General features: G+C 41.1%; 20 protein-coding genes. 13 read left to right on the top strand and 7 right to left on the bottom strand.

Translation table 11 applies throughout. The annotated features are described in order from the left end of the window. Positions 1–38: 38 nt before the first annotated feature. Positions 39–932: an MlaD family protein gene (locus KQP79_RS04375; RefSeq protein ID WP_004307978.1), complete on the bottom strand. Its 894-nt coding sequence runs from the start codon at positions 930–932 to the stop codon at positions 39–41. Between the two features lie 9 nt (positions 933–941). Then, positions 942–2,201, bottom strand: coding sequence for an N-acetylmuramoyl-L-alanine amidase family protein (locus KQP79_RS04370; RefSeq protein ID WP_061447783.1), 1,260 nt, complete (start codon positions 2,199–2,201; stop codon positions 942–944). 81 nt (positions 2,202–2,282) lie between these two features. On the opposite strand from KQP79_RS04370, the gene KQP79_RS04365 reads away from it, so the two are divergent. The 11 genes from KQP79_RS04365 to KQP79_RS04315 all read left to right on the top strand — a co-directional run bounded on the left by KQP79_RS04365 (position 2,283) and on the right by KQP79_RS04315 (position 13,468). Further along, positions 2,283–3,236, top strand: a complete 954-nt coding sequence (locus KQP79_RS04365) for a bile acid:sodium symporter family protein (RefSeq protein ID WP_061447784.1) — start codon at positions 2,283–2,285, stop codon at positions 3,234–3,236. Positions 3,237–3,418: 182 nt separating this feature from the next. Then, positions 3,419–4,612, top strand: a complete 1,194-nt coding sequence (locus KQP79_RS04360) for a site-specific integrase (protein WP_004307981.1) — start codon at positions 3,419–3,421, stop codon at positions 4,610–4,612. Between the two features lie 112 nt (positions 4,613–4,724). Further along, positions 4,725–5,654: a hypothetical protein gene (locus KQP79_RS04355; RefSeq protein ID WP_004307982.1), complete on the top strand. Its 930-nt coding sequence runs from the start codon at positions 4,725–4,727 to the stop codon at positions 5,652–5,654. Positions 5,655–5,785: 131 nt separating this feature from the next. Next, positions 5,786–6,073, top strand: coding sequence for a helix-turn-helix domain-containing protein (locus tag KQP79_RS04350; RefSeq protein WP_004307985.1), 288 nt, complete (start codon positions 5,786–5,788; stop codon positions 6,071–6,073). 4 nt (positions 6,074–6,077) lie between these two features. Then, the gene (locus KQP79_RS04345; protein WP_004307986.1) at positions 6,078–7,142 is read left to right on the top strand and encodes an AAA family ATPase; all 1,065 of its coding nucleotides are present in this window, start codon (positions 6,078–6,080) and stop codon (positions 7,140–7,142) included. Positions 7,143–7,294: 152 nt separating this feature from the next. Further along, the gene (locus tag KQP79_RS04340; RefSeq protein ID WP_005833207.1) at positions 7,295–8,263 is read left to right on the top strand and encodes a toprim domain-containing protein; all 969 of its coding nucleotides are present in this window, start codon (positions 7,295–7,297) and stop codon (positions 8,261–8,263) included. 191 nt (positions 8,264–8,454) lie between these two features. Next, complete coding sequence (gene mobV / locus KQP79_RS04335) at positions 8,455–9,816, top strand: MobV family relaxase (protein ID WP_004312339.1); 1,362 nt, start codon at positions 8,455–8,457, stop codon at positions 9,814–9,816. Between the two features lie 43 nt (positions 9,817–9,859). After that, the gene (locus tag KQP79_RS04330; protein WP_004312340.1) at positions 9,860–10,714 is read left to right on the top strand and encodes a class I SAM-dependent methyltransferase; all 855 of its coding nucleotides are present in this window, start codon (positions 9,860–9,862) and stop codon (positions 10,712–10,714) included. A 31-nt stretch (positions 10,715–10,745) separates the two neighbouring features. Then, a complete protein-coding gene (locus tag KQP79_RS04325) occupies positions 10,746–11,546 on the top strand; it encodes a GNAT family N-acetyltransferase (RefSeq protein ID WP_004312341.1) in 801 nt (266 codons plus the stop codon). Between the two features lie 98 nt (positions 11,547–11,644). Then, positions 11,645–12,748 carry a PDDEXK nuclease domain-containing protein gene (locus KQP79_RS04320; protein ID WP_004312342.1) on the top strand — a complete coding sequence of 368 codons (1,104 nt, stop codon included), beginning with the start codon at positions 11,645–11,647 and terminating at the stop codon, positions 12,746–12,748. 249 nt (positions 12,749–12,997) lie between these two features. Then, positions 12,998–13,468, top strand: a complete 471-nt coding sequence (locus KQP79_RS04315; RefSeq protein WP_004312343.1) for a GNAT family N-acetyltransferase — start codon at positions 12,998–13,000, stop codon at positions 13,466–13,468. 222 nt (positions 13,469–13,690) lie between these two features. Here KQP79_RS04315 and KQP79_RS04310 read toward each other — a convergent pair whose 3' ends face one another. The 3 genes from KQP79_RS04310 to KQP79_RS04300 all read right to left on the bottom strand — a co-directional run bounded on the left by KQP79_RS04310 (position 13,691) and on the right by KQP79_RS04300 (position 16,918). Continuing rightward, entirely contained in the window at positions 13,691–14,056 is a 366-nt protein-coding gene (locus KQP79_RS04310) for an MmcQ/YjbR family DNA-binding protein (protein WP_008650146.1), read from the bottom strand. Between the two features lie 143 nt (positions 14,057–14,199). After that, complete coding sequence (locus KQP79_RS04305; RefSeq protein WP_061447785.1) at positions 14,200–15,534, bottom strand: TPM domain-containing protein; 1,335 nt, start codon at positions 15,532–15,534, stop codon at positions 14,200–14,202. A 217-nt stretch (positions 15,535–15,751) separates the two neighbouring features. Further along, positions 15,752–16,918: an exo-beta-N-acetylmuramidase NamZ domain-containing protein gene (locus KQP79_RS04300; RefSeq protein WP_032856306.1), complete on the bottom strand. Its 1,167-nt coding sequence runs from the start codon at positions 16,916–16,918 to the stop codon at positions 15,752–15,754. 70 nt (positions 16,919–16,988) lie between these two features. Here KQP79_RS04300 and KQP79_RS04295 point away from each other — a divergent pair, with 70 nt between their 5' ends. Beyond that, a complete protein-coding gene (locus KQP79_RS04295) occupies positions 16,989–17,525 on the top strand; it encodes an HDIG domain-containing metalloprotein (RefSeq protein ID WP_004312347.1) in 537 nt (178 codons plus the stop codon). A gap of 89 nt (positions 17,526–17,614) precedes the next feature. Continuing rightward, positions 17,615–20,329: a putative LPS assembly protein LptD gene (locus KQP79_RS04290; protein WP_015531394.1), complete on the top strand. Its 2,715-nt coding sequence runs from the start codon at positions 17,615–17,617 to the stop codon at positions 20,327–20,329. 169 nt (positions 20,330–20,498) lie between these two features. Here KQP79_RS04290 and KQP79_RS04285 read toward each other — a convergent pair whose 3' ends face one another. Both KQP79_RS04285 and asnA read right to left on the bottom strand, forming a co-directional pair. Beyond that, positions 20,499–21,161, bottom strand: a complete 663-nt coding sequence (locus KQP79_RS04285) for a uracil-DNA glycosylase (RefSeq protein ID WP_004312349.1) — start codon at positions 21,159–21,161, stop codon at positions 20,499–20,501. Positions 21,162–21,167: 6 nt separating this feature from the next. Then, the gene (asnA, locus tag KQP79_RS04280) at positions 21,168–22,205 is read right to left on the bottom strand and encodes an aspartate--ammonia ligase (protein ID WP_004306648.1); all 1,038 of its coding nucleotides are present in this window, start codon (positions 22,203–22,205) and stop codon (positions 21,168–21,170) included. Between the last annotated feature and the right edge of the window lie 12 nt (positions 22,206–22,217).

The following is a 22,217-nucleotide window of genomic DNA, read 5'->3' as shown; positions in this document are numbered from 1 at the left end:
CCTTGTTATTTAGATGAAATCTATATAACAAGAATTTGCTACTTATCTTTCTTGCCGAATAATGAGAAGTGAACGTACCGTTTCGGATGCTCTTTCAGGTCCTCTAATAAGCTGGCTGCATTTTCTGTTGTAGCGTTCAGATTATTGTATAAAGTCGGGTCGTTGAAGAGCAGGCCGAGCGTGTTGTCTTTGCTGTTTAATTTCTCTGTAAGTATTTTTACGTTAGCCAGTGTTTCGTCTATTTTTTTGAAAGTGGCTGCATAATCTATTTCTTTCAAATTTCCGCTGATGACCACAAAGTTGTCTCCGATGGTATTCAGTTTACTTGTGAGTTGAGGAATATCGTTGCTCATTAGTCCTTTCACTTGTGAACTGACTACTGCCAGGTTGGCGGTTGTTTTTTCTATTGAGTGCAGAGTGGCAGGAATGCTCTTGTCACCTAAGATATTGTTTAGGGAGATGAGGATAGAGTCCAACTTAGGCAGCATCTCTTCCACTTTCGGTATCAGTTTTGCTGCGCTTTCCATCATGCCGTTGTTCATTGTGCCGGGGATAGTATCTCCTACGGCATATTTTTCACGTGGGTTGTTTGCCAGGAGAATATTCATACGTACGCCTCCCATAAGTTCGGATACGAGTTCGGCGGTACTTCCTTTAGGAATCCGCAACTCGGTGTCCAGTTCTACTTCAACAATCACATTTCCGGGTTTGGCATAATCATAATAGATGTCACGTACAATACCTACACGGACACCGTCGGCAAATACCGGGCTTGATTTAGTGAGTCCGTTTACGTTTTCAAATTTGGCATAGAAATAGCTGGAAGGCTGAAACATGTGTATACCTTTCAGCCAGTTGATTCCATATATAAGCACACATAGTGCAACGATACCTGCAATACCTATTCTGACTTCTTTTGTAATGTACTTCATTTTATCTTTTTATTTATTTTTTCTTTTCTTGAATTCGGCAATCGCTTCATTGACGTTCATTTTCTCACCGTTCCGGAAAGCGACGATGAAGGCGTCTTTGAATTGTGCCGTAATGGTGCGCTTTGTACGCAACACTTTGTTGTAATCGGCGGCGGCTCCATACGTATATTTGTATATTCCCCCTTCCTTATAATAATCTACGTCTTTCAGTCCTTTCAGCCGTTTGTCGTTTTTGGCGAGAGGCTTGGAAGCAGTGAGTATCTGTATCTTAAACGTAATTTCACTGTCATTGGTTGCGCTTTCTGCCACAATTGGGCGCTTTGGTGCTGTTTTTGCTGTTGCAGCTGGTTTGGTTTTTGCTTCGGCTAGTAATTCTTGCTGTTGAGGAGCTGTGTTTATGCTTTCAGTATCCTTTTGGGCAATTTTCGGGGCGTTGTCCTCTTCCTGCTCGGTTGGGAGATTCGTTTTGCTGACTCCCGTAAGGCGTAACTCATGTTCTCGCTTGTAATTCAGGAAAGCCCGGTAAATACCTTTGGCCATACTTCCGGTCCCTTCTTCGGAATTCAGATAGCGTTCTTCTTCCGGAGTAGAAATAAATCCTAATTCTATAAGAATGCTTGGCATCGCACTTGCTTTTAAGACGAGGAATCCAGCTTGATGCACTCCCCGGTCTGCCCGTTTACAGGTTTGGTGGAACTGTTTTTGCATCAGCGAGGCCAAGTGTACGCTCTGCTCCATATATTTGTCCTGCATGAACTCAAATATAATATATGATTCGGCAGAGTTCGGATTGAAACCGGCATATCTTGTTTTATAATCACTTTCGTAGAGGATAACGGAGTTCTCCCGCTTGGCAACTTCCAGGTTAGCGTCTGATTTGGCCAAACCCAGCGTCCAGGTTGAAGCCCCTTTGGCTGTACGGTTGTTTGCCAGCGCGTTGGTGTGAATGGAAATAAAGAGATCCGCCTTTGCGTTGTTTGCAATTTCTGCCCGTCGGTCCAAAGGAATAAAGACATCTTTGCTACGGGTGTAGATCACTTTGACGTCGTCGCAGTTTCTCTTGATTAGATTTCCCACTTTCAGGGCAACGTTCAAATTGATATTTTTCTCTTTCGAGATTTTGCCTATAGCACCAGGATCATGTCCACCATGTCCGGCGTCAATAACTACTACGAAATCCTTCCCCCATAAGTGGTTGGTACATGAGGGTAGAAAAAGTAGCCAGAGGCAAATAAATATGTATAATATGTACGGTCTATTCAGTTTCATATCTATAATACGGTGCAAATGTAGTAGAAATTTGTAGAAAACTCATGATTTGCCATTAAGTTTTGTGTTTTTTTCGGTTTAATGATAGCTTTTTTCCCTAAATCTCCGTTACTTTGTGCTTCGAAGTTAAAATGTACGACGATGCTTAAGTTTTTGAAGAATTGGACGTTACCTATTGCTATGCTGGTAGGTGCTGTGGGTTATCCACTGTTTATCAGTCTTTCTTTCCTGACTCCTTATCTTATTTTTACGATGTTGCTATTGACCTTCTGTAAGGTATCTCCTCGTGATTTGAAGCTAAAACCTCTTCATATGTGGTTGTTATTGATTCAGATTGGTGGAGCGTTGGCTGCTTATCTGTTGCTTTATCGCTTTGATAAAATTGTAGCAGAAGGAGTGATGGTTTGCATTATTTGTCCAACGGCTACGGCTGCTGCGGTGATTACTTCCAAGTTGGGAGGGAGTGCGGCTAGTCTGACTACTTATACATTGATAGCAAATATTGGAGCGGCTATTGCTGTGCCCATTCTTTTTCCTTTGGTGGAGGTCCATCCTGATGTCACTTTTTGGGAGGCATTTCTTGTTATTTTGGGTAAGGTATTTCCGTTGTTAATTTGTCCTTTTTTGGTTGCCTGGTTGTTGAGCAAGTGTTTGCCGAAAGTACATCAGAAGTTATTGGGTTATCATGAACTTGCTTTTTATTTGTGGGCTGTATCTTTAGCTATCGTAACTGCGCAAACATTGTATTCTTTGCTCAATGACCCGGCGGATGGTTTTACGGAAATCATGATTGCTGTCGGAGCACTGATTGCCTGTTGTTTGCAGTTCTTTTTGGGGAAGACAATCGGCTCGATTTATAATGACCGTATCAGTGGTGGGCAAGCACTTGGACAAAAGAATACAATTCTGGCTATTTGGATGGCGCATACCTATTTGAATCCATTGTCTTCTGTGGCTCCCGGTTCGTATGTGTTGTGGCAGAATATTATTAATAGCTGGCAGTTGTGGAAAAAGAGAAAGAATGAGATAAAATAATGAATATAATCTATTGATATTTAGGTGTTTGCTATTTGTACCCAACTTTTCCTTTGTTTTTCCTATTTTCCTGCTTATTCCAATAAATGCGTTTATTTTGTTACCAGTTTGTTACTTGAATAGCATTGAGTAACAAAAAAAATATCTATATTTGCCATCGGTAACAAAATAAAAACATAAGTATGGCGAAGAAGAAACAAGAGGCTAAATTGAAGGAGCCTGTAAGAATCCGGTTTAAGCAACTTGCCAATGGTAACCAGTCTATATATTTGGACTATTACACAGGTGATGTTATTCGGAAAGAAAACTATGTTGGCGGTAAGCGTCAGTATGAGTTTTTGAAACTCTATCTTATTCCTGAAAAGACAAGGGAAGATAAGGCAAAGAATGAAACTACGCTGGCTCTTGCCAAAGCGATTCAAAGCAAGCGGATAGTAGAGCTACAGAATGATGCGCATGGATTTCAGAACACTAATAAGTCAAAAGCGAATGTAATTGACTATTTGGTGAACATGAGAAACCAATCTAAAGAGCGTGGTAGCTTGAATTATGAAAAGACTATTGGTAACACTATCCGTGAATTGAAACTATTCAGAGGGGACTATATCGCTTTCCGTGATATAGACAAAGATTTCCTTAGTAACTTTGTGGATTTCTTAAAACAAGCCAAGAAAGCAAGCAAATACGGATTGGCAAAAGCAGGAGGAGTGTTAAGTAATAATTCGGTAGTCGCTTATTACGGAGTATTGCGCACCGCTCTGAATAAAGCATTTAAAGAAGGAATTATAACCATTAATCCTACTAAGGAATTTAACTTTGCCGATAAGGTAAAAGCGGAAGCGAGCCGTAGGGAGTATCTGACGATAGAAGAACTGAAACTGCTTATAGCTACTGAATGTAAGTATGAGATAATGAAGCAAGCCTTTCTTTTCAGTTGTTTGTGTGGATTACGGGTAAGCGACATAAGAAAGTTGAAATGGAGTGATTTACAGAAAAGCGGTGAAAGGATTAGAATTGAAATAAAGATGCAGAAAACCAAAGAGCCGCTTTACTTGCCTATATCTGATGAAGCCTTAAAGTGGCTGCCACAGCGGGGGGAAGCGAAAGATGATGATTTTATTTTCCCTTTGACACATGAGGGTACTATAAATAATATACTTCAAAAATGGGCGAAAGCAGCAGGAGTAACTAAGCATATCTCATTTCATGTTGCAAGACATACCCACGCTACCATGATGTTAACATTAGGTGCAGATTTATACACAGTTAGCAAGTTATTGGGGCATAAGAACATTGCTACAACTCAAATTTATGCCAAGATTGTAGATAAAAAGAAAGAAGAAGCGATAAGTTTGATACCAAACTTAACGGATTAATTTAAAAAGAAAGAAAGTACGGAACGCTGATAGCCGCACTTTCTTTCTTTTTTTGCCTATGTTTTACTGGAAAAATATATCTTTGCCGCTACTAACTGAAACAGAGCATATTATGACAGAAGAAGAACTGAAAGTAAAATTCGATTATATACAAGGCATATTCAACCGTTGCATAAACTATGCCTGCCAAATTTTGATAGACAGTATCATCGTCAAGGTTCGATACTTGAATGGAGAACAGGCTGATGAACTGGAACGTCAGGAATATATACATGCTGTTAATGAATTAGCGCAACTATATATCCGTTATTCAGCACTGAATGACATCCAAAATTTCTACTCTGTACCCGATTTCTTTTGGGAAAGCGGTTTTTATGAAGCCTTGAAGCCTGATGAAAAAAGAAAATATCTTTCATTCTCTCCTCTTTCGTTCAATTATTCCCAATATGCGCAGGATAATACAGTTTACGATGAAGAACTACCTTATTTCTCCATGACAGTAAAAGCTGTTGTGTTGGAAAGATATTCGGCATACTTGCGAAAAAAGAAAGAGGATAGAGCGCAGGTAGAAACACAGCCGCAACAGGAACAGGTAGAACTGAATCCGGAGCCAACTATCGTTTCTCCAGTAATAGCCGTACCTCCCGTCGCTGAAACGGAAAATCAGTTTGAATCAATTCTTAATGACGGTCAGATAGAATTGATTGCGGAATGTATGAATGAGGTTAAGATGTTCAATGCCCCCGTAACTTCTGACGACCTGAAAGCGATACTCTCTTGCAAGCCCAAAGTCATATTCAGGTCTAATAATAACAGGTATCTCGCTTTTCTTTTTTCAGAGTTGAGCTATCGCAACCTGATTACCCCCAATTGGCAATCGGTTATTGCCAACCATAAACTCTTTCTTTCCAAAGACAAAAGTAGGGATAAATACCTCAATCAAGGTGATTTAGCCACAGCTACGAATTATGTGAAAGACATAGACCATGTGAAAGGATATGCAATCATAGACAAGTATATCAAACAACTGAAAAAACTTTAAGAACAGGTTAAGACCTCAAACATAACTTAATCCGCTATCAAGCTATTACTCAATACTTTTGCCCCCGTAATCGATTACAAGTAAACGGAGGGCATGCACTCCATATTGTTTCACGCAAATACTTATATAGTATGAGTAAGAGTATTGAGATGCGAGTTGAAGAACTCGAAAATTTAGTGTTCCTTTCAAAAAACGTGCTTAGTTTCGAGGAAGCAAGCAAGTTTTTAAACCTTTCCAAAAGTTACCTGTATAAACTGACTTCGGGTAACCTGATACCGCACTACAAACCGCAGGGCAAGATGCTTTATTTTGAGAAAGCAGAGTTGGAAGCGTGGCTACGTCAAAATCCTGTAAAGACACAAGCGCAGATAGAACAGGAAGCGCAGAAGTATGTTCTTAACCGTCCCTTAAAAAAGTAAGTCTATGGAAAACAAGAAAGGAACGGAAACGCAAAAGATGACGAGGGAAGATTTTGCTGTCCTTTGGAAAACCATTCATCTAAAGATAACCGACACTTACGATGTACCGCCCGAAATACTTTGGGTAAATGGCTCTACTATCGGCACATTGGGAAATTTCAGTGCATCTACAGGTAAGGCAAAGAGTAAAAAGACATTCAACGTTTCCGCCATTGTGGCGGCAGCGTTGAAGAATGACGAAGTTCTGCAATATTCGGCTTTCCTACCGGAAAATAAACGTAAAATTCTTTATGTAGATACCGAACAGAGTAAATACCACTGTCACAAGGTAATGGAACGTATTATGCGTTTGGCAGGTCTTCCCACCGATAAAGACAGGGATGATTTTATTTTTGTCGTCTTGCGGGAATGTACACCGGATAAGCGTAAGCAGATAATCGACTATATGCTTGCCAATATGGAAGATATAGGACTTGTTATCATAGATGGCATACGTGACTTGATGTATGACATCAATAGTCCGAGCGAATCATCCGAACTGATAAATCTCTTGATGAAGTGGTCGAGTGAATACAATCTACATATTCACACTGTCTTGCATCTGAACAAAGGGGATGACAATACGCGAGGGCATATTGGTACGGAGCTTAACAATAAGGCTGAAACGGTCTTGCAGGTTACTAAAAGCACTCAAGACGTAAATATCAGTGAAGTAAAAGCGATGCATATCCGTGATAAAGATTTCGAGCCGTTTGCATTTCGTATTAATGATAGTGCGCTTCCTGAAATAGCGGAAGATTACATTTTTGAACAGCCCAAGCAAGACCGTAGTTTTCCGCTTACAGAGTTGACCGAGCTACAACACCGTGAAGCATTGACTAACGGCTTTGGTAAACAAGTGATACAAGGTTATCCTAAAGTGATAGCTGCCTTAAAGGAGGGTTACGCAAGTATCGGTTTTGAACGTGGGCGCAATGTGCTTGTGAAGCTGAATAAGTTTCTTGTAAACAAGCGAATGCTTGTAAAAGAGGGTAAAGGTTATAAGTATAACCCTGATTTCCACTACTAACAATAGGTTTGGTTTAGTCCGTGTGTATATATAAGAGGAATGAACTTCTTTTGATACTGTAAGTACAAAGTAAGTTTAGTACAGTTCAGGCGTATATATAGCGGACTAAACGGAATTTGTTTCAATTATTCAATCATCAATACATTTAGATTATGACAATCGAAGAATCCAAAAATATAAAGTTGGCAGACTATTTGCACAGTTTGGGATATAATCCCGTGAAACAACAAGGCAGCAGTCTTTGGTATAAATCACCATTCAGGGAAGAGAAAGAACCCTCTTTCAAAGTGAATCCTGACCGCAATTTGTGGTATGATTTCGGATTAGGCAAAGGTGGCAACATCATTGCATTGGCGCAAGAACTCTACGCATCCGACAGTGTGCCGTACCTTTTAGATAAGATTGCGCAGCAGGCATTACACGTCCGTCCTGTTTCTTTCTCTTTTCGGCAGCAATCTTCTACACAGCCGAGTTTTCAGCAGTTGGAAGTTGTGCCGCTTTCTTCTCCTGCCTTGTATTCTTACTTGCAGGAGAGGGGGATAAATACGGAACTGGCAAAAAGAGAATGTAAGGAAGTCCGTTTTGTGAATAATGGCAAACAGTTCTTTGCTGTTGGTTTTCCGAATGCTTCGGGTGGGTACGAGGTACGCAACAAGTATTTTAAAGGTTGTATCGCACCCAAAGACATCACTTATATACGACAGAAGGGAGAGCCGAGAGAAACCTGCTACATGTTCGAGGGATTTATGGATTATCTTTCTTTTCTGACCCTACGGCAGAAATCCTGTCTTACCTATCCCGACCTTGACAAGCAAGACTACATCATTTTGAACTCCGTTTCCAATCTCTCTAAAGCGTTGTACCCGTTAGGGAATTATGAACATATACATTGCTTTTTCGATAACGATGCGGCAGGAATGAAAGCCGTGCAGGAATTGCATCGGGAATACGGCTGGCGTGTCCGAGATTCTTCTCGTATCTACAGTAACTATAAAGATTTGAACGACTATCTTACGGGTAAGAAATTGTCGCAGTCGTTAGAGTTCCCACAACCGACAAAACAGACCGAAAGGCAGGTGCAGCAACCAACCAAGAAGAAAGGCAAAGGTTTTAGGATGTAACCGCCGCACGCACCCACAGGCTTTTAAGTAAAGAAAAGCCATAGCTCAATAGGGCGTTTTCTTAACGCAGTGCAAGCACCGCTAAAAACACCCTATCGAGCAAAGGGGCGATGCCCCTTTTGAAACCCCGTGAGCCATGCGGCACGTATGCAAGGCAAGCGGAATTGTCTAACGAAAAAATGTAATTCAATATGGGATATTTTACCCTTGATTTCAAGAAAGCAAAAGGCGCATCCGATGCCCGGATGTCCGACCACATTGAACGCCGGGTGATAGCGTCTAACGTTGACCCCACACGAACGCATCTCAATCGGGAACTTGTACAACTTCCCAAAGGAGTAACGGAACGTGACGAAGCGATAGCCCACCGCATCAAGTCGGCAGGCATCAAGCGCAAAATTACGCCTGACCAAGTAAGGGCTATTCGTGTTATGCTGTCGGGAACGCACGAGGACATGATGAAGATACAACAGGACGGACGTATAGATGAATGGTGTGACGATAGTATGCAATGGTTGCACAAGACTTTCGGAAAGGAGAACACCGTTTCCGCAGTTCTTCACATGGACGAAACCACACCGCACATACATGCTACCATTGTGCCGATAGTAATGGGTGAGCGCAGAAAGGCGAAGCAGAAAAAGCAAACGGAGGGAAAACGTACCTATCGCAAGAAAACCGATGCAGCCCGATTGTGTGCAGATGATGTGTTGAACCGTGATAGGTTGGTAGCCTATCATGATGATTACGCTAAAGTTATGGAGAGATACGGTTTGCAGCGTGGTGTACGTGGATCGGAAGCCAGACATACCACTACAGCCCAATATTACCGCGATTTGAAACGACAGACGGGTGAACTCGAAACAGACGTGCAGCAACTCCAATCCGAAAAGAAAGCAGCGGAGAAACGACTACTACAAATCAAAAGAGAAATCGGCACAGAACGGCTGGAAGTGGTTAAGACAGAAGCTAAAACCGCCATTATCGCAAAGGTAGGTTCTCTTTTGGGCAGTGGAGAAATCAAAGAACTGAAACAGGAGAACCAGCAGCTTCGTGATGAAGTTGTTGCTCGTGACGAGAGCATCGAAAGACTGCAAATTATGATGCAGAAGCAACGGGAACAGTACAGCAGGGAATTGGTAAAAGTGCAGGGTAAGCACATCAAGGAACTGGATGAAACCCGAAAGGAGATATCACGGCTGTCACAGATGATTAAAAAGGCTTGTGCATGGCTACCACTACTAAAAGAACTTTTCCGAATGGAAAGGCTATGTCGTGTTGTCGGTTTCTCAACTGAACAAACAGCAAAACTGATGTTAGGGGAAAAGATAGAACATAATGGCACACTCTATTCCGAAGAGTATAAACGGAATTTCGTAACGGATAAGGTGACTGCACAAATAGTAACAGCTTCAACTGTTGGAAAGAACAAATTGGTGCTAATCATCAATCGAAAAAATGTTTCCGATTGGTTCAGGGAGCAGTTTAGCAAACTCTATCAAAGGATACAACCGAAAGAGGAGCAGAAAAGGAGCAAAGGTTTTAGCCTGTAAAGAGAGGTATTTGGCTGAAATACAGTAAAAAGTACAATTCACAATGAATGATACTGTACCTTTTGCTATATTTGCATATAATCAATTTAATATTAAAAGAATGAATGAAGATTTTGATTATTTAGAAATAAACCGGAAGTCTTGGAACAACAGGGTAGATGTGCATTTGAAATCTGACTTTTACGATGTCGAAGGCTTTTTGAAAGGTGAGTCGTCTCTCAATGATATAGAACTTGGTTTACTTGGAGATATAAAAGGGAAATCTATTCTGCATTTACAATGCCATTTCGGACAAGATACTATTTCGTTGGGTAGACTTGGCGCAAATGTTACAGGTGTTGATTTATCCGATAAAGCGATTGACCATGCAAAGATATTAGCCGGGAAAGCAAATGTTAATGCAACTTTTATCTGCTGTGATATTTATGATTTGCCTGCTCATTTGAATGAACAATTCGACATCATATTTACAAGCTATGGAGTGATTGGCTGGTTGCCGGATATGAATAAGTGGGCTCAGATTATTTCAAATTATCTAAAACCAAATGGGAAGTTTGTATTTGTGGAGTTTCATCCGATTGTGTGGATGTTTGATGATGACTTTAAAAGGATTGAATATAACTACTTCAATTCCGGTGCAATCAGAGAAACACAAGAGGGAACCTATACGGACGGGGAAAATGATTTGTTGCAAGAATGTGTAACGTGGAATCATAGTTTGAGGGAGGTTATAAATAGCCTTATACAAAGTGGGCTTACCATATCTTCTTTTGATGAATTTGATTATTCACCCTATAATTGTTTTTCCCAAACAGTTGAATGTGAACCTAACAAATATAGGATAAAACATTTGAGTAATCATATTCCGATGGTCTATTCTATAATAGCTACAAAATAAGAAAGGCTGGAAAGAATTTAATATAATAGATATGAAAACGGATTTTACAATCAGGCAAGCTCAACAGTCGGATGCGGTTGAACTAAAAGAGTTATTTCAAAATACAGTTATCGTGATAAATAGACGCGATTACTCGCAGGTAGAAGTTGAGGATTGGGCATCCTGCGGAGATGACCTTTCTAACATTGAAGAGATGATAAAGACCCACTATTTTATTGTAGCTGTTAATCAACAGTCACAAATCGTTGGTTTTTCATCTATTACGCCTCATGGCTATTTACATTCTATGTTTGTTCACAAGGACTTTCAAGGTAAAGGTATTGCTACGATGCTTTTGGAAGAAATAGAACGGTATGCAATTACAGCCGGGATTATGCGGATTACATCCGAAGTGAGTTTGACTGCTCGCCCTTTCTTTGAAAAAAAAGGTTATGTAGTAGAGGAAGAGCAAAAGCGCAAGGCGAATCAGCTTTCTCTTACTAATTTTTGGATGGCAAGGGAAGTAACTAAAATCCAACGTTATGAGGGACGTATTCCTGCCTGCGGTGTGTTCTGCGGGGGATGTCCTACGTATACAAGAGAGAAAAATCCCTGTAAAGGAGCCGAACTGAATAGTTCTCGCTGTGAAAAATGCAAAACATTTCATTTATGTTGTTTGGAGAAAGAGATAACACATTGTTTCCAATGCAGCAGCTTCCCATGTGCCAGATTTAAAGGCTTTACTAAGCGTTGGTTGAAGTATGGACAGAATTTTATTGAAAATCAGAAACTGTTAAGTGAGATAGGCGAAGTAGCGTTTTTGGAGTATTATAATAAAAAGGTTACAGATTAAGTTTAGTACGTTCCTTTGTCTATATATCCAAAACGGACTAAACTTATTTGTACTGACAGCACTATTTTTGTACTTTTGTCGCATATAATAAATCGCAAATGGATATAAATCAGAGTTATAGAGAAGCAGTAAAGACCATAAAAGAAGCTATCCTACGCAGCCAGTACCGTGCAGCCGTATCGGTGAACAAGGAACAGCTATCTCTTTATTACGGCATCGGACGTTATGTGTCGGAAAATTCTCGTACAGGCTTTTGGGGGAAAGGTGCAATTGAACAAATATCTTCTTTGTTGCAGAAAGAATTGCCGGGGCTAAGGGGATTTTCAGCAACAAGCATAAGAAATATGCGTATTTTTTATGAGGAGTGGGATAAGGTTTTAAATCATCCGCCGTTGGCTGATGATTTGGTGTTGAATGAAAAATTGCTTCTTGTAGAAATTCATCAGCCACTGGCTGATGAATTTAACTGGTCAGACTTCCTTTCAATCGGCTTTAGTCATCATACCGAAATAATATCCAAAGCTAAGACTTTGGAAGCAAGGCTATTTTATATACATGAGTGCGCTACTCGTTATTGGAGTAAATACACTTTAAGGGATTACTTAAAAGCAGACCTATACAGCCATCGGGGAACTTTGCCTAATAATTTCGCACAAACATTGCCTGATACTAAGCAAGCTCTAAAAGCTGTTTGTTCATTCAAAGATGAATACCTGCTTGATTTCATTAATGTGGAGGAACTGGATGAACAAGAAGAGGATTTAGATGAAAAGATAGTAGAAAAGGCGATTGTTGCCAACGTGAAGAAGTTCATCATGACCTTTGGGCAAGATTTCAGTTTTATAGGCAATCAATATCGTATGGAGGTTGCAGGGGAAGAAATGTTCATTGATTTGCTCTTTTTCAATCGAGAGCTTAATTCCCTGGTCGCGGTCGAGTTGAAATCCGGAAAATTCCGTACATCTTATTTGGGGCAGTTGAATACTTATTTATCCGCTTTAGATACATATATCAGAAAGCCGCACGAGAATCCCTCTATAGGGATAATTCTTTGCAGGGAAATGAATCAAACCTTTGTAGAGTTTGCCGTTCGTGATTATAACAAGCCGATGGGAGTTGCTACTTATCGTGCATCTAAAGATATGCCGGAACGACTTCGTAACGCTCTGCCCGACATTGAGGACTTGAAAAAGCTATTGTAAAGCAAAAGCCTTATTTCTTTTTTGGCAGGTAATTGCCTTTTGTTACCTTTGCATAAGAAGCCCACCACAAAGCGAATTTCTTCGTTTTTTTTGTTACTATTTTGTTACCCACTGTTAGTAATAGGTGGGCTTCTTTCCTGATAATCAATTATATATGCTAATCAATATATAATATGTGGCAGAATATAATCAATTCGTGGCAGTTGTGGAAAAGAGAAAGAGATAAAATAGTGAATAATTAGGGATTATATGATTACTATAAGGATAGCTTTAAATACGGATATAGAGGAAATTCAGTCTCTATATCGAAACACAGTGTTAGTGATAAACAGGCGTGACTATTCACAGGCCGAGGTTGAAGATTGGGCATCGTGCGGAGATGATCCTTCTAAAATAGAGGGTATGATAAAAACTCACTATTTTATTGTTGCTGTTAATCGGCAATCTGAAATCGTCGGTTTTTCATCCATTACACCTCAGGGCTATTTGCATTCAATGTTTATTCATAAGGATTTTCAGGGCAAAGGTGTTGCTACACTATTGTTGAATGAGATAGAACGTTATGCCGTCGCAGCCGGGATTACGCGGATTACCTCTGAAGTGAGTATAACAGCCCGTCCATTTTTTGAAAAGCGAGGGTATATAGTAGAAGTAGAGCAAAAACGCAGGGCTAATCAGCTGTCTCTTACTAACTATTGGATGGCCAAAAGCCTTGTATGATGAAAATTTATAATGGTCGTGTCCCGGCATGTGGCGTGTTTTGTGGTGGGTGTCCTACCTATACACGGCAAAAAAATCCTTGTCTGGGAGCGCAATTGAATAGTGCACGCTGTGAAAAATGTAAAACATTCCCCAACACAAGACATCGGAGCTGAAAATGAAAACGATGGAAAGAATATTTGAAATAAAAGACCTGAAAGCACTGGAAGACTTTTTGCAATCTCAAACAGAAACCCGTTCTTTCTTTGTCAGACTTTTGACTACAATATCATAGGATTTGCTTACGAGTTCTTTGATCTTATCATCAGATACGTCTTGATTGAAATAAACGCTGATCCAATATTTCTTATTCATGTGCCAGCCTGGTTTTATACCGGCATATTCAGTTTGCAGTTCTCCAGATTCGTCAGGGTTACATTTGATGCAACAAAAATCGAAAATCTCAATGTTAACGAAACAAAACCATTTGTCCGCAACATAAAAGCATAGAACGTCACGGCTATATTGGTCGGGTACATTGGGAAAAGGCATCTTCTCGTGAACTCCTTTAAAAGACAGACAATATTCTCTAAATTCTTCTATATTCATTTCACTTTTTTATGTTCGGTTATCTATGCAAAAATAGTTAGAATAAGGGAGTGGACAACCATCTTTCTATGAAAATATTCAGGTGAGATGTGTTTTCATGTCCTTTATTTGGTTAGTCGACTTCTTCGGATGGATAGTTGATCTTAAAAACTACTTGACGCTCCACCGCCACCGCTATGTCCACCACCAAAACTGCCGCTACTACTTCTACTACTGCTTCTGCCACTACTACTGTGACTATTACTAGAACTGTCACTATTGGGGGGTGTCTTGCGGGGGATCTTCTGTGTTGTCTGCTTTTTATCTCCGCACATCAGGCAAAGATAGTCGGCAACCTCCAATCCGGCATCGGAATATGTGGGCTCTTTAATTGTTTTCCACGGGCTGATACGCTTGGAAGCAATGGTATGGCATTGATTACACATCCTATATTCGCTTATGGTGATAGATTTATACCGTAAAAGCCAGCCGCAGGAAGTACATTGATAAATACGGTGGATAGCAGAACCTAGTTTGTGTTCCATTTGTTCGGAAGCAGATAATAAAGGGGTTGCAAGCTCATTGGGTAAAAGTTGTAAAGCCACAGCTTTGCAAGAATCGCAGGTTTTACTCTGCAAAATAACACGTTGTTTTTGGTAGAACTTGTACCATAAGGATGCCGCAATAAGTGCAGGCCAGACCGGAAAAAACAATACAAGACATCCAAGTGGGCTGTAATGTGTCAGGACTTTGATTGCTGCTAATGCTGAACTGTCTTTGGGGCGAGCTTTGTTTACTTTCATGCGATAAGTGAGAACATTTACCAGTATCAAGAATATCCAAAGCATGAGCGGTTGATTTGCCAGAAAATTCCACAACGTATTGCTGGCACTTTTCCAGTAATTATCAGAAGTGCCTTGAGAAACGGGCTCATAGTCGCTTCCATAAAGCACCAATGTTACAGCCCGGACTCCCTCTGTTATTCCTCTGTCAAAGTCGTTTTTTCTAAACCACGGAACCATTTCATTCTGTTGAATGCGAAAGCATAAAGCGTCGGGAAGTACTCCTTCCAAACCGTATCCGGTTGCGAAAGTGACTTTACGTTGATCGAGCACTAAAAGAATCAGTAATCCGTTGTCGTCCGTTTTCTTTCCGATGCCCCAGTGTTCAAAAAGCTTGTGGGCAAACTCTGCCGGAATATCTTCACCGATAGAAGGGAGTGCAACAACTGTCACTTCAATACTCAATGAATCTTCTAACTGTGACAACATATTATTTATTTCCCACACATAACTTTCATCCAATATCTGATTCGGATTGCTGACCCAATTGGAAGAGCTTTCATTACGCGGATTGGGGACATCTGTTACTTTATAAATATCTACTGTTTGTTCGTGCTCTAAAGCCAATGCAAAAGCATGACTACCAAAGGTATAACAGAAAACAAGAAGTAATATCCGGACTATTCCCCTGAAACTTTTTTGTGTTTTATCTTTCATTATTGTGTTATTAACTGATTGTTCTTAGAGTAGAAAATAACTATCATAACTCTCATTCTTTTTGCTAATATAGTTATTATCTGATGAATAAGAATGATAGATGTTTCTGAAATTTTGTATCTATCATACTTTCTTCATGAAATATGGGTATCTATCATACTTATTCTTTTAATTATAAGTGGTTTATAAAAATGAATGAGAGTATGATACTAGTTTTTTACTCATAGAGAAGATGTTTTTTTCTAATCTCTTTGTAATCCTGTAACTCCTTTTGCCAACTATTCCGGATAGCCTCTTCCGATTCTCCTTTGAGGATAGCCTTGCGTACGCTGTCAGTTCCCATCAGCAAATCAAACCATCGGGCACGGGAGAAGAAGGCTGCGCTTTCACCGGATAAGCGATAAAAGTTCAAGAAGTAGCGGAGTGTAAATCCGTTCACATCGGTTACATTCCGGAGGTCTTCCCCATAGCAGGTGATACCTTTGTGCATCGGGTTTTTGTCAAAACCGGGTAAGGAGCGGGGAGTAAAAGTGAAACTTCCGTATTTCTTATTAGGTGTGCCTAATACTTGGAAAGGAAAAGTTGTTCCCCGTCCCACGCTGACGCGGGTAGCTTCAAAAGGACAGAGTGAAGCATACAATCGGATAGACTGATCGTTCGGGAGGTTGGGCGACGGTTTGATGGGGAGTGAATAAGGCTCTCCATGTTTCCACCCGGTCATTGGAATTACCTTTAATGAACAAGGATTTTTCTTGTTGGCAATCCATCCTTCCCCGTTTATCATCTGTGCCAGTTCGCCGATAGTACATCCGTGAAGTACAGGAATGGGAAGCATGCCGACAAAGCTCCGGTAAGCAGGTTTGAGTATCGGACCATCCACATAGTCGCACGGATTGGGGCGATCCAGTACAATCATTTCTTTCTTGTTCTCTGCACAAGCATCCATCACATAATACATCGTGCTTATATAGGTATAAAAGCGTGCCCCTACATCCTGAATGTCGAATAAGATCACGTCAACATCTTTTAGTTGGGTGGCAGACGGCTTTTTGTTATCACCATAAAGCGATACGATAGGAATACTGGTGCGGGAATCTTTTCCGTCTTTCACCGTTTCACCTGCATCCGCGTTACCGCGGAAACCATGTTCGGGGGCAAATGCTTTGACTACCCGGACGTCTCTCCTTAATAAGGTATCGAGAAGATGAACCCGCTTTGCTCCCACGACAGAAGTGTGGTTGACTACCATTCCGATGCGTTTTCCTTTCAGCAACGGCATATATTGATCCATTTGTTCTGCTCCCGTGACAATTTGACTGCTTACACGCATTGGTGACAACATAATGAATAGAAATATAAGAATGAAGGAAGCTCGAGTTTGCATATCGGTAATTTTTTTTGTAATATTGCACAAAAATATTAATTTCTCATCAAGAGAGCAAAAAATAAAGCACATGAATCCATACGAAATCATTGATAAATATTATCCGGAAAATACGCAGCAGAGACAAATCTTAGTAATTCATAGTCTGGCGGTGTCCGGAAAGGCAATGAAAATGCTGGATGCTCATCCCGAATTGCGTTTAAACCGGAGTTTTGTGAAAGAAGCTGCTCTGTTGCATGATATTGGAATTTTTCAGACCGATGCTCCCACCATTCAGTGCTTTGGCACTCATCCTTATATCGCCCACGGATATTTGGGAGCTGAAATCTTGCGGGCGGAAGGTTTCCCCCAACACGCATTGGTGTGCGAACGCCATACGGGAGCCGGACTCTCGTTGGAAGATATCATTGCCCAGCAGCTCCCCGTTCCTCATCGTGAGATGCTGCCCATTACCCTGGAAGAGCAATTGATTTGCTTTGCGGATAAATTCTTTTCTAAAACCCATCTGGATGAAGAGAAAACTGTGGAAAAAGCGCGGCAAAGTATTGCAAAATATGGTGAAGAAGGCCTAAGCCGCTTTGATAGATGGTGTTCTCTCTTTTTATAGCACTAAAAAATAATTAAATAACGAAGATTCTAACTCATATTTGGTGAAGATTGTGTACTTTTGCCACTTCAAGCGTAAACTATTAGTTAATGGCGCCATTGAAAGCAAAAATACTTATATCATTCATACTGCTGATTGTCTTACTGATGCTTCCCGATGAGGCTACGTCTCAGCGTCGAAGAAGAGGAATGATTGCCTCCAATACCGCACAAACGGATTCCCTTCAGGGAAATGATTCGTTGAAAGCAGATACGGTAACGGTACGCATTGATTCCATCGCACCGGTAAAGAAGAAACAACCACTCGATGCACCGGTTGTTTATGAATCCAACGACTCCACTGTCTTTACTTTGGGAGGAGCCGCTACACTTTATGGTAGCGGAAAAGTGAATTATCAGAACATCGAACTGGCTGCGGAAGTTATTTCGATGAATCTGGATAGTAGTACTGTGCATGCTTATGGTATCAAGGATACTACCGGAGTGGAAAAAGGTAAACCGGTATTTAAAGAAGGTGATACCTCGTATGATACGGAAACAATCCGATATAACTTCAAAACCAAGAAAGCGGGAATTACTGATATCGTCACCCAGCAGGGAGAAGGATATGTGACCGGAAGCAAGGCGAAGAAAGGGGCCAATGATGAAATTTTCATGGAGCATGGGCGTTATACAACCTGCGATCATCACGATCATCCCCACTTCTATATGCAGCTGACGAGAGCTAAGGTGCGCCCTAAAAAGAATGTAGTGACAGGACCTGCCTATCTGGTTGTGGAAGATGTGCCTCTGCCGTTGGCTGTGCCGTTCTTCTTCTTCCCATTCTCCAGCAGTTACTCTTCCGGTTTCATTATGCCGACTTATATGGATGACTCCAGTCGTGGTTTCGGTTTGGCAGAAGGAGGATATTACTTTGCCATGAGTGATATCATGGACTTGAAAATAACGGGAGATATCTTCACGAAAGGTTCATGGAGATTGTCTGGATTGACAAACTATAATAAACGCTATAAATATTCCGGTACGCTGCAAGCGGACTATCAGGTCACCAAGACTGGAGATAAAGGGATGCCGGACTATACAGTTGCTAAGGACTTTAAGGTGGTATGGAACCATCGACAGGATGCTAAAGCCAGTCCGAACACTACATTCTCTGCCAGTGTGAACTTCTCGACCAGTAGTTATGAACGTTCTAATATCAACAACCTTTATAATTCGCAGTTGTTGACTCAAAATACCAAAACATCAAGTATTAGTTATTCTCGTAGTTTTCCCGATATCGGTCTGACCTTATCCGGAACTACCAATATCGCACAGACAATGCGTGACTCTTCTATTGCGGTCACTTTGCCTGACTTGAATATTACGTTGAGCCGTCTGTTTCCGTTCAAGCGCAAGAAAGCGGCAGGAGCCGAACGTTGGTACGAGAAGATTTCCATTGGTTATACGGGACGTCTGACAAACAGTATCCGTACTAAAGATGACCATTTGTTCAAAGCCGGACTAAGCTCATGGGAGAATGCGATGAACCATAACATTCCTATCAGTGCTACTTTTACGCTGTTCAAATATTTGCAGGTCAATCCTTCTGTGAATTATACAGAACGATGGTACACCCGTAAAATCAATCAGCATTATAACGAAGATACTCACAGGCTGGAATCATTGCCGGGCGATTCTCTTAACGGCTTTTATCGTGTATCCAATTACTCGGCTAGTTTGGCTCTAAGTACGAAATTGTATGGTATGTATAAACCGATCTTTGCGAAGAAGAAGGAGATACAGATTCGTCACGTATTCACACCGCAGGTGAGTTTGAGTGGTGCTCCGGGATTTGGCAAGTACTGGGAAGAATATACCGATTATAATGGTAATACACAATATTATTCTCCTTTTACCAATCAGCCTTATGGCGTGCCTTCTCGTGAGGGGTCGGGAACGGTTAGTTTCTCGATAGCTAATAACTTGGAGATGAAGTATTATGACGCAAAGAATGATACAGTCAAGAAAGTTAGCCTTATTGATGATTTGAGTGCCAATATGTCCTATAATATGGCGGCAAAGGAAAGACCGTGGAGTGACTTAAGTATGAACCTCCGTCTGAAACTGACCAAGAATTATACTTTCAATATGAATGCCCAATTCGCTACGTATGCTTATACATTCGATAAAAGCGGTAATGTAGTGACCAGTAACCGTACAGAATGGTCGTATGGTCGTTTTGGGCGTTTCCAAGGATATGGTTCTTCTTTCAACTATACCTTTAATAATGACACATGGAAGAAATGGTTCGGTCCGAAAGAGGAGGATGAAAAAGGAAAAGATAAGAAGTCGGAGGATAGTGACGATGAAGAATCTGACGGAACGGAAGGAGATGGTACTACACCTAAGAAAGTAGAGAAAGCACAGGCAGACCCGGATGGTTATCAGGTGTTTAAGATGCCTTGGTCGTTAAGCCTTAGCTATTCGTTTAATATCCGTGAAGATAGGTCTAAGCCTATTAACCGTTATTCCATGCGATATCCTTATACGTATACGCATAACATCAATGCAAACGGAAATATAAAGATTTCTAATAACTGGTCGCTCTCGTTCAACTCGGGCTATGATTTTCAGGCAAAAGAGATTACGCAGACTTCTTGTACAATCTCCCGTGACTTGCACTGTTTCAACCTGTCCGCCAGTCTTTCTCCTTTCGGACGCTGGAAATATTACAATGTTACCATCCGTGCGAATGCAAGCATCCTGCAAGACTTGAAGTATGAGCAGAGAAGCCAAACGCAAAGTAACATTCAGTGGTACTAGGATAAGTTGAGAGTGGAGAGTTGAGAGTGGAAATTCGGACGTGTAATTGTTTTGCTACAATATAGAAAAGAAAAATGGCTGCGCTATCATTCGACGAATAGTGCAGCCATTTTTTTTACTCTTTACTCTTTATTCTTAACTCTCAACTCTCCATTCTCAACTTCTCCAACTACCATGCGATTTCTGTTTTTCCATGGGTTTTCAGGTAGTCGTTTGTACGGCTGAAATGTTTGTTTCCGAAGAAGCCGTTGTAAGCAGAAAGAGGAGAGGGATGGGCGGAAGTGAGTACCAAGTGTTTGTTGCGGTCGATAAACGCTCCTTTCTTTTGAGCGTATGATCCCCACAGGATAAATACCAGGTTTTCTTTTTCTTCTGCCAGGGCACGGATTGCAGCATCAGTAAATGTTTCCCAGCCACGGTTCTGGTGTGAACCAGCTTGGTGAGCACGTACGGTCAGCGTAGCGTTGAGCAACAATACTCCCTGTTCTGCCCAGCGAGTCAGATTTCCCGTAGCAGGGGCATCTGTGCCGATGTCGGCTTTGATTTCTTTGAATATATTCACTAATGAAGGGGGAAAAGGCACTCCGTCGTTTACAGAGAAACAGAGACCATGCGCTTGTCCCGGTCCATGGTAAGGATCTTGTCCTATAATTACAACTTTCACTTTGTCGAAAGGACAAAGGTTGAAAGCATTGAAGATCAGTTTTCCCGGAGGGAAGATCTGATACTGGCTATATTCGCTTTTGACGAAATCGGTCAGTGTGCGAAAGTAGTCTTTTTCGAATTCGGGTTCTAAATGTGCTTTCCAGCTTTCTTCAATTTGTACATTCATAGTTTGTTATATAAGGTGTATTTCAAGTTCTTCACATTCCTTGCGCATATCTTCGGGCCAGATGCTGGCTTGTATTTCTCCGATGTGAGCTTTGCGAAGGTAGAACATACACAAGCGGGATTGTCCGATACCTCCTCCGATAGACAGGGGAAGGGTGTCATTCATCAATCGCTTGTGGAAATAAAGTTCCAGTCTTTTTTCTTCTTTTTCTTCTTTTAACTGACGTTGCAAGGCTTCTTTGTCTACACGGATTCCCATCGATGATAATTCGATGGAGCGTTGCAGTACATTGTCCCACAATAGGAGGTCGCCGTTTAGTCCGGGCAGGTCGTTCAGTCCTTTGGTAGTGTAGTCGTCATAGTCCGGTGCACGTCCGTCGTGCTTCTTGCCATCACCAAGTTGACAGCCTATTCCTATGATAAACACAGCTCCATATTTCTGACAGATGGCATGTTCGCGACATTTAGGTTCCAGGTTCGGATAAAGCTGGCGCAATTCCTCTGAATGAATGAAATGTAGCTTTTGTGGCAGGCAAGGTTTGATTTGCGGATACATTTCATATACCATATATTCTGTACGGATCATAGCCGCATAAATACGGTTGACGATTTCCTTTAGGAAGTTCACAGTCCGGTCTTCATTGGTGATAACACGTTCCCAGTCCCACTGGTCTACGTAGAGAGAATGCAGATTGCCCAGTTCTTCGTCTGACCGAATAGCATTCATATCCGTATAAATACCATATCCCGGTTCGATGTGATAGTCAGCTAAGGTCAACCTTTTCCATTTAGCCAATGAATGAACCACTTCGGCTTGCGCATCGCCCAGATCTTTGATTGGGAAAGAAACAGGTCGTTCTATTCCATTCAAATCATCATTGATACCCATTCCTTTCAATACGAAAAGAGGGGCAGTCACACGTCTAAGGCGTAGTTCGGATGACAAGTTTAATTGGAAGAACTCTTTTATTTGCTTGATTCCCAGCTCGGTCTGTTTGAGGTCGAGTAGCGGCTTATAGTTCTTAGGTTTTATCAAGTAACTCATAGGTTTGTTAAA

This window comes from Bacteroides sp. DH3716P, from assembly GCF_025914115.1.
GTDB classification, from domain to species: Bacteria; Bacteroidota; Bacteroidia; order Bacteroidales; family Bacteroidaceae; genus Bacteroides; species Bacteroides ovatus.
Note: the sequence above shows the minus strand (reverse complement) of the source record. Positions and strands in the feature narration are given on the sequence as shown.

Coding starts and splice junctions, on each gene's coding strand:
- KQP79_RS04305 (WP_061447785.1), bottom strand. CDS start 15,534: ATGAAAGATAAAACACAAAAAAGTTTCAGGGGAATAGTCCGGATATTA.
- KQP79_RS04315 (WP_004312343.1), top strand. CDS start 12,998: ATGATTACTATAAGGATAGCTTTAAATACGGATATAGAGGAAATTCAG.
- KQP79_RS04325 (WP_004312341.1), top strand. CDS start 10,746: ATGAAAACGGATTTTACAATCAGGCAAGCTCAACAGTCGGATGCGGTT.
- KQP79_RS04350 (WP_004307985.1), top strand. CDS start 5,786: ATGAGTAAGAGTATTGAGATGCGAGTTGAAGAACTCGAAAATTTAGTG.
- mobV (WP_004312339.1), top strand. CDS start 8,455: ATGGGATATTTTACCCTTGATTTCAAGAAAGCAAAAGGCGCATCCGAT.
- KQP79_RS04330 (WP_004312340.1), top strand. CDS start 9,860: ATGAATGATACTGTACCTTTTGCTATATTTGCATATAATCAATTTAAT.
- KQP79_RS04345 (WP_004307986.1), top strand. CDS start 6,078: ATGGAAAACAAGAAAGGAACGGAAACGCAAAAGATGACGAGGGAAGAT.
- KQP79_RS04300 (WP_032856306.1), bottom strand. CDS start 16,918: ATGCAAACTCGAGCTTCCTTCATTCTTATATTTCTATTCATTATGTTG.
- KQP79_RS04320 (WP_004312342.1), top strand. CDS start 11,645: ATGGATATAAATCAGAGTTATAGAGAAGCAGTAAAGACCATAAAAGAA.
- KQP79_RS04370 (WP_061447783.1), bottom strand. CDS start 2,201: ATGAAACTGAATAGACCGTACATATTATACATATTTATTTGCCTCTGG.
- KQP79_RS04290 (WP_015531394.1), top strand. CDS start 17,615: ATGGCGCCATTGAAAGCAAAAATACTTATATCATTCATACTGCTGATT.
- KQP79_RS04360 (WP_004307981.1), top strand. CDS start 3,419: ATGGCGAAGAAGAAACAAGAGGCTAAATTGAAGGAGCCTGTAAGAATC.
- KQP79_RS04355 (WP_004307982.1), top strand. CDS start 4,725: ATGACAGAAGAAGAACTGAAAGTAAAATTCGATTATATACAAGGCATA.
- KQP79_RS04365 (WP_061447784.1), top strand. CDS start 2,283: ATGATAGCTTTTTTCCCTAAATCTCCGTTACTTTGTGCTTCGAAGTTA.
- KQP79_RS04295 (WP_004312347.1), top strand. CDS start 16,989: ATGAATCCATACGAAATCATTGATAAATATTATCCGGAAAATACGCAG.
- asnA (WP_004306648.1), bottom strand. CDS start 22,205: ATGAGTTACTTGATAAAACCTAAGAACTATAAGCCGCTACTCGACCTC.
- KQP79_RS04285 (WP_004312349.1), bottom strand. CDS start 21,161: ATGAATGTACAAATTGAAGAAAGCTGGAAAGCACATTTAGAACCCGAA.
- KQP79_RS04340 (WP_005833207.1), top strand. CDS start 7,295: ATGACAATCGAAGAATCCAAAAATATAAAGTTGGCAGACTATTTGCAC.
- KQP79_RS04375 (WP_004307978.1), bottom strand. CDS start 932: ATGAAGTACATTACAAAAGAAGTCAGAATAGGTATTGCAGGTATCGTT.
- KQP79_RS04310 (WP_008650146.1), bottom strand. CDS start 14,056: ATGAATATAGAAGAATTTAGAGAATATTGTCTGTCTTTTAAAGGAGTT.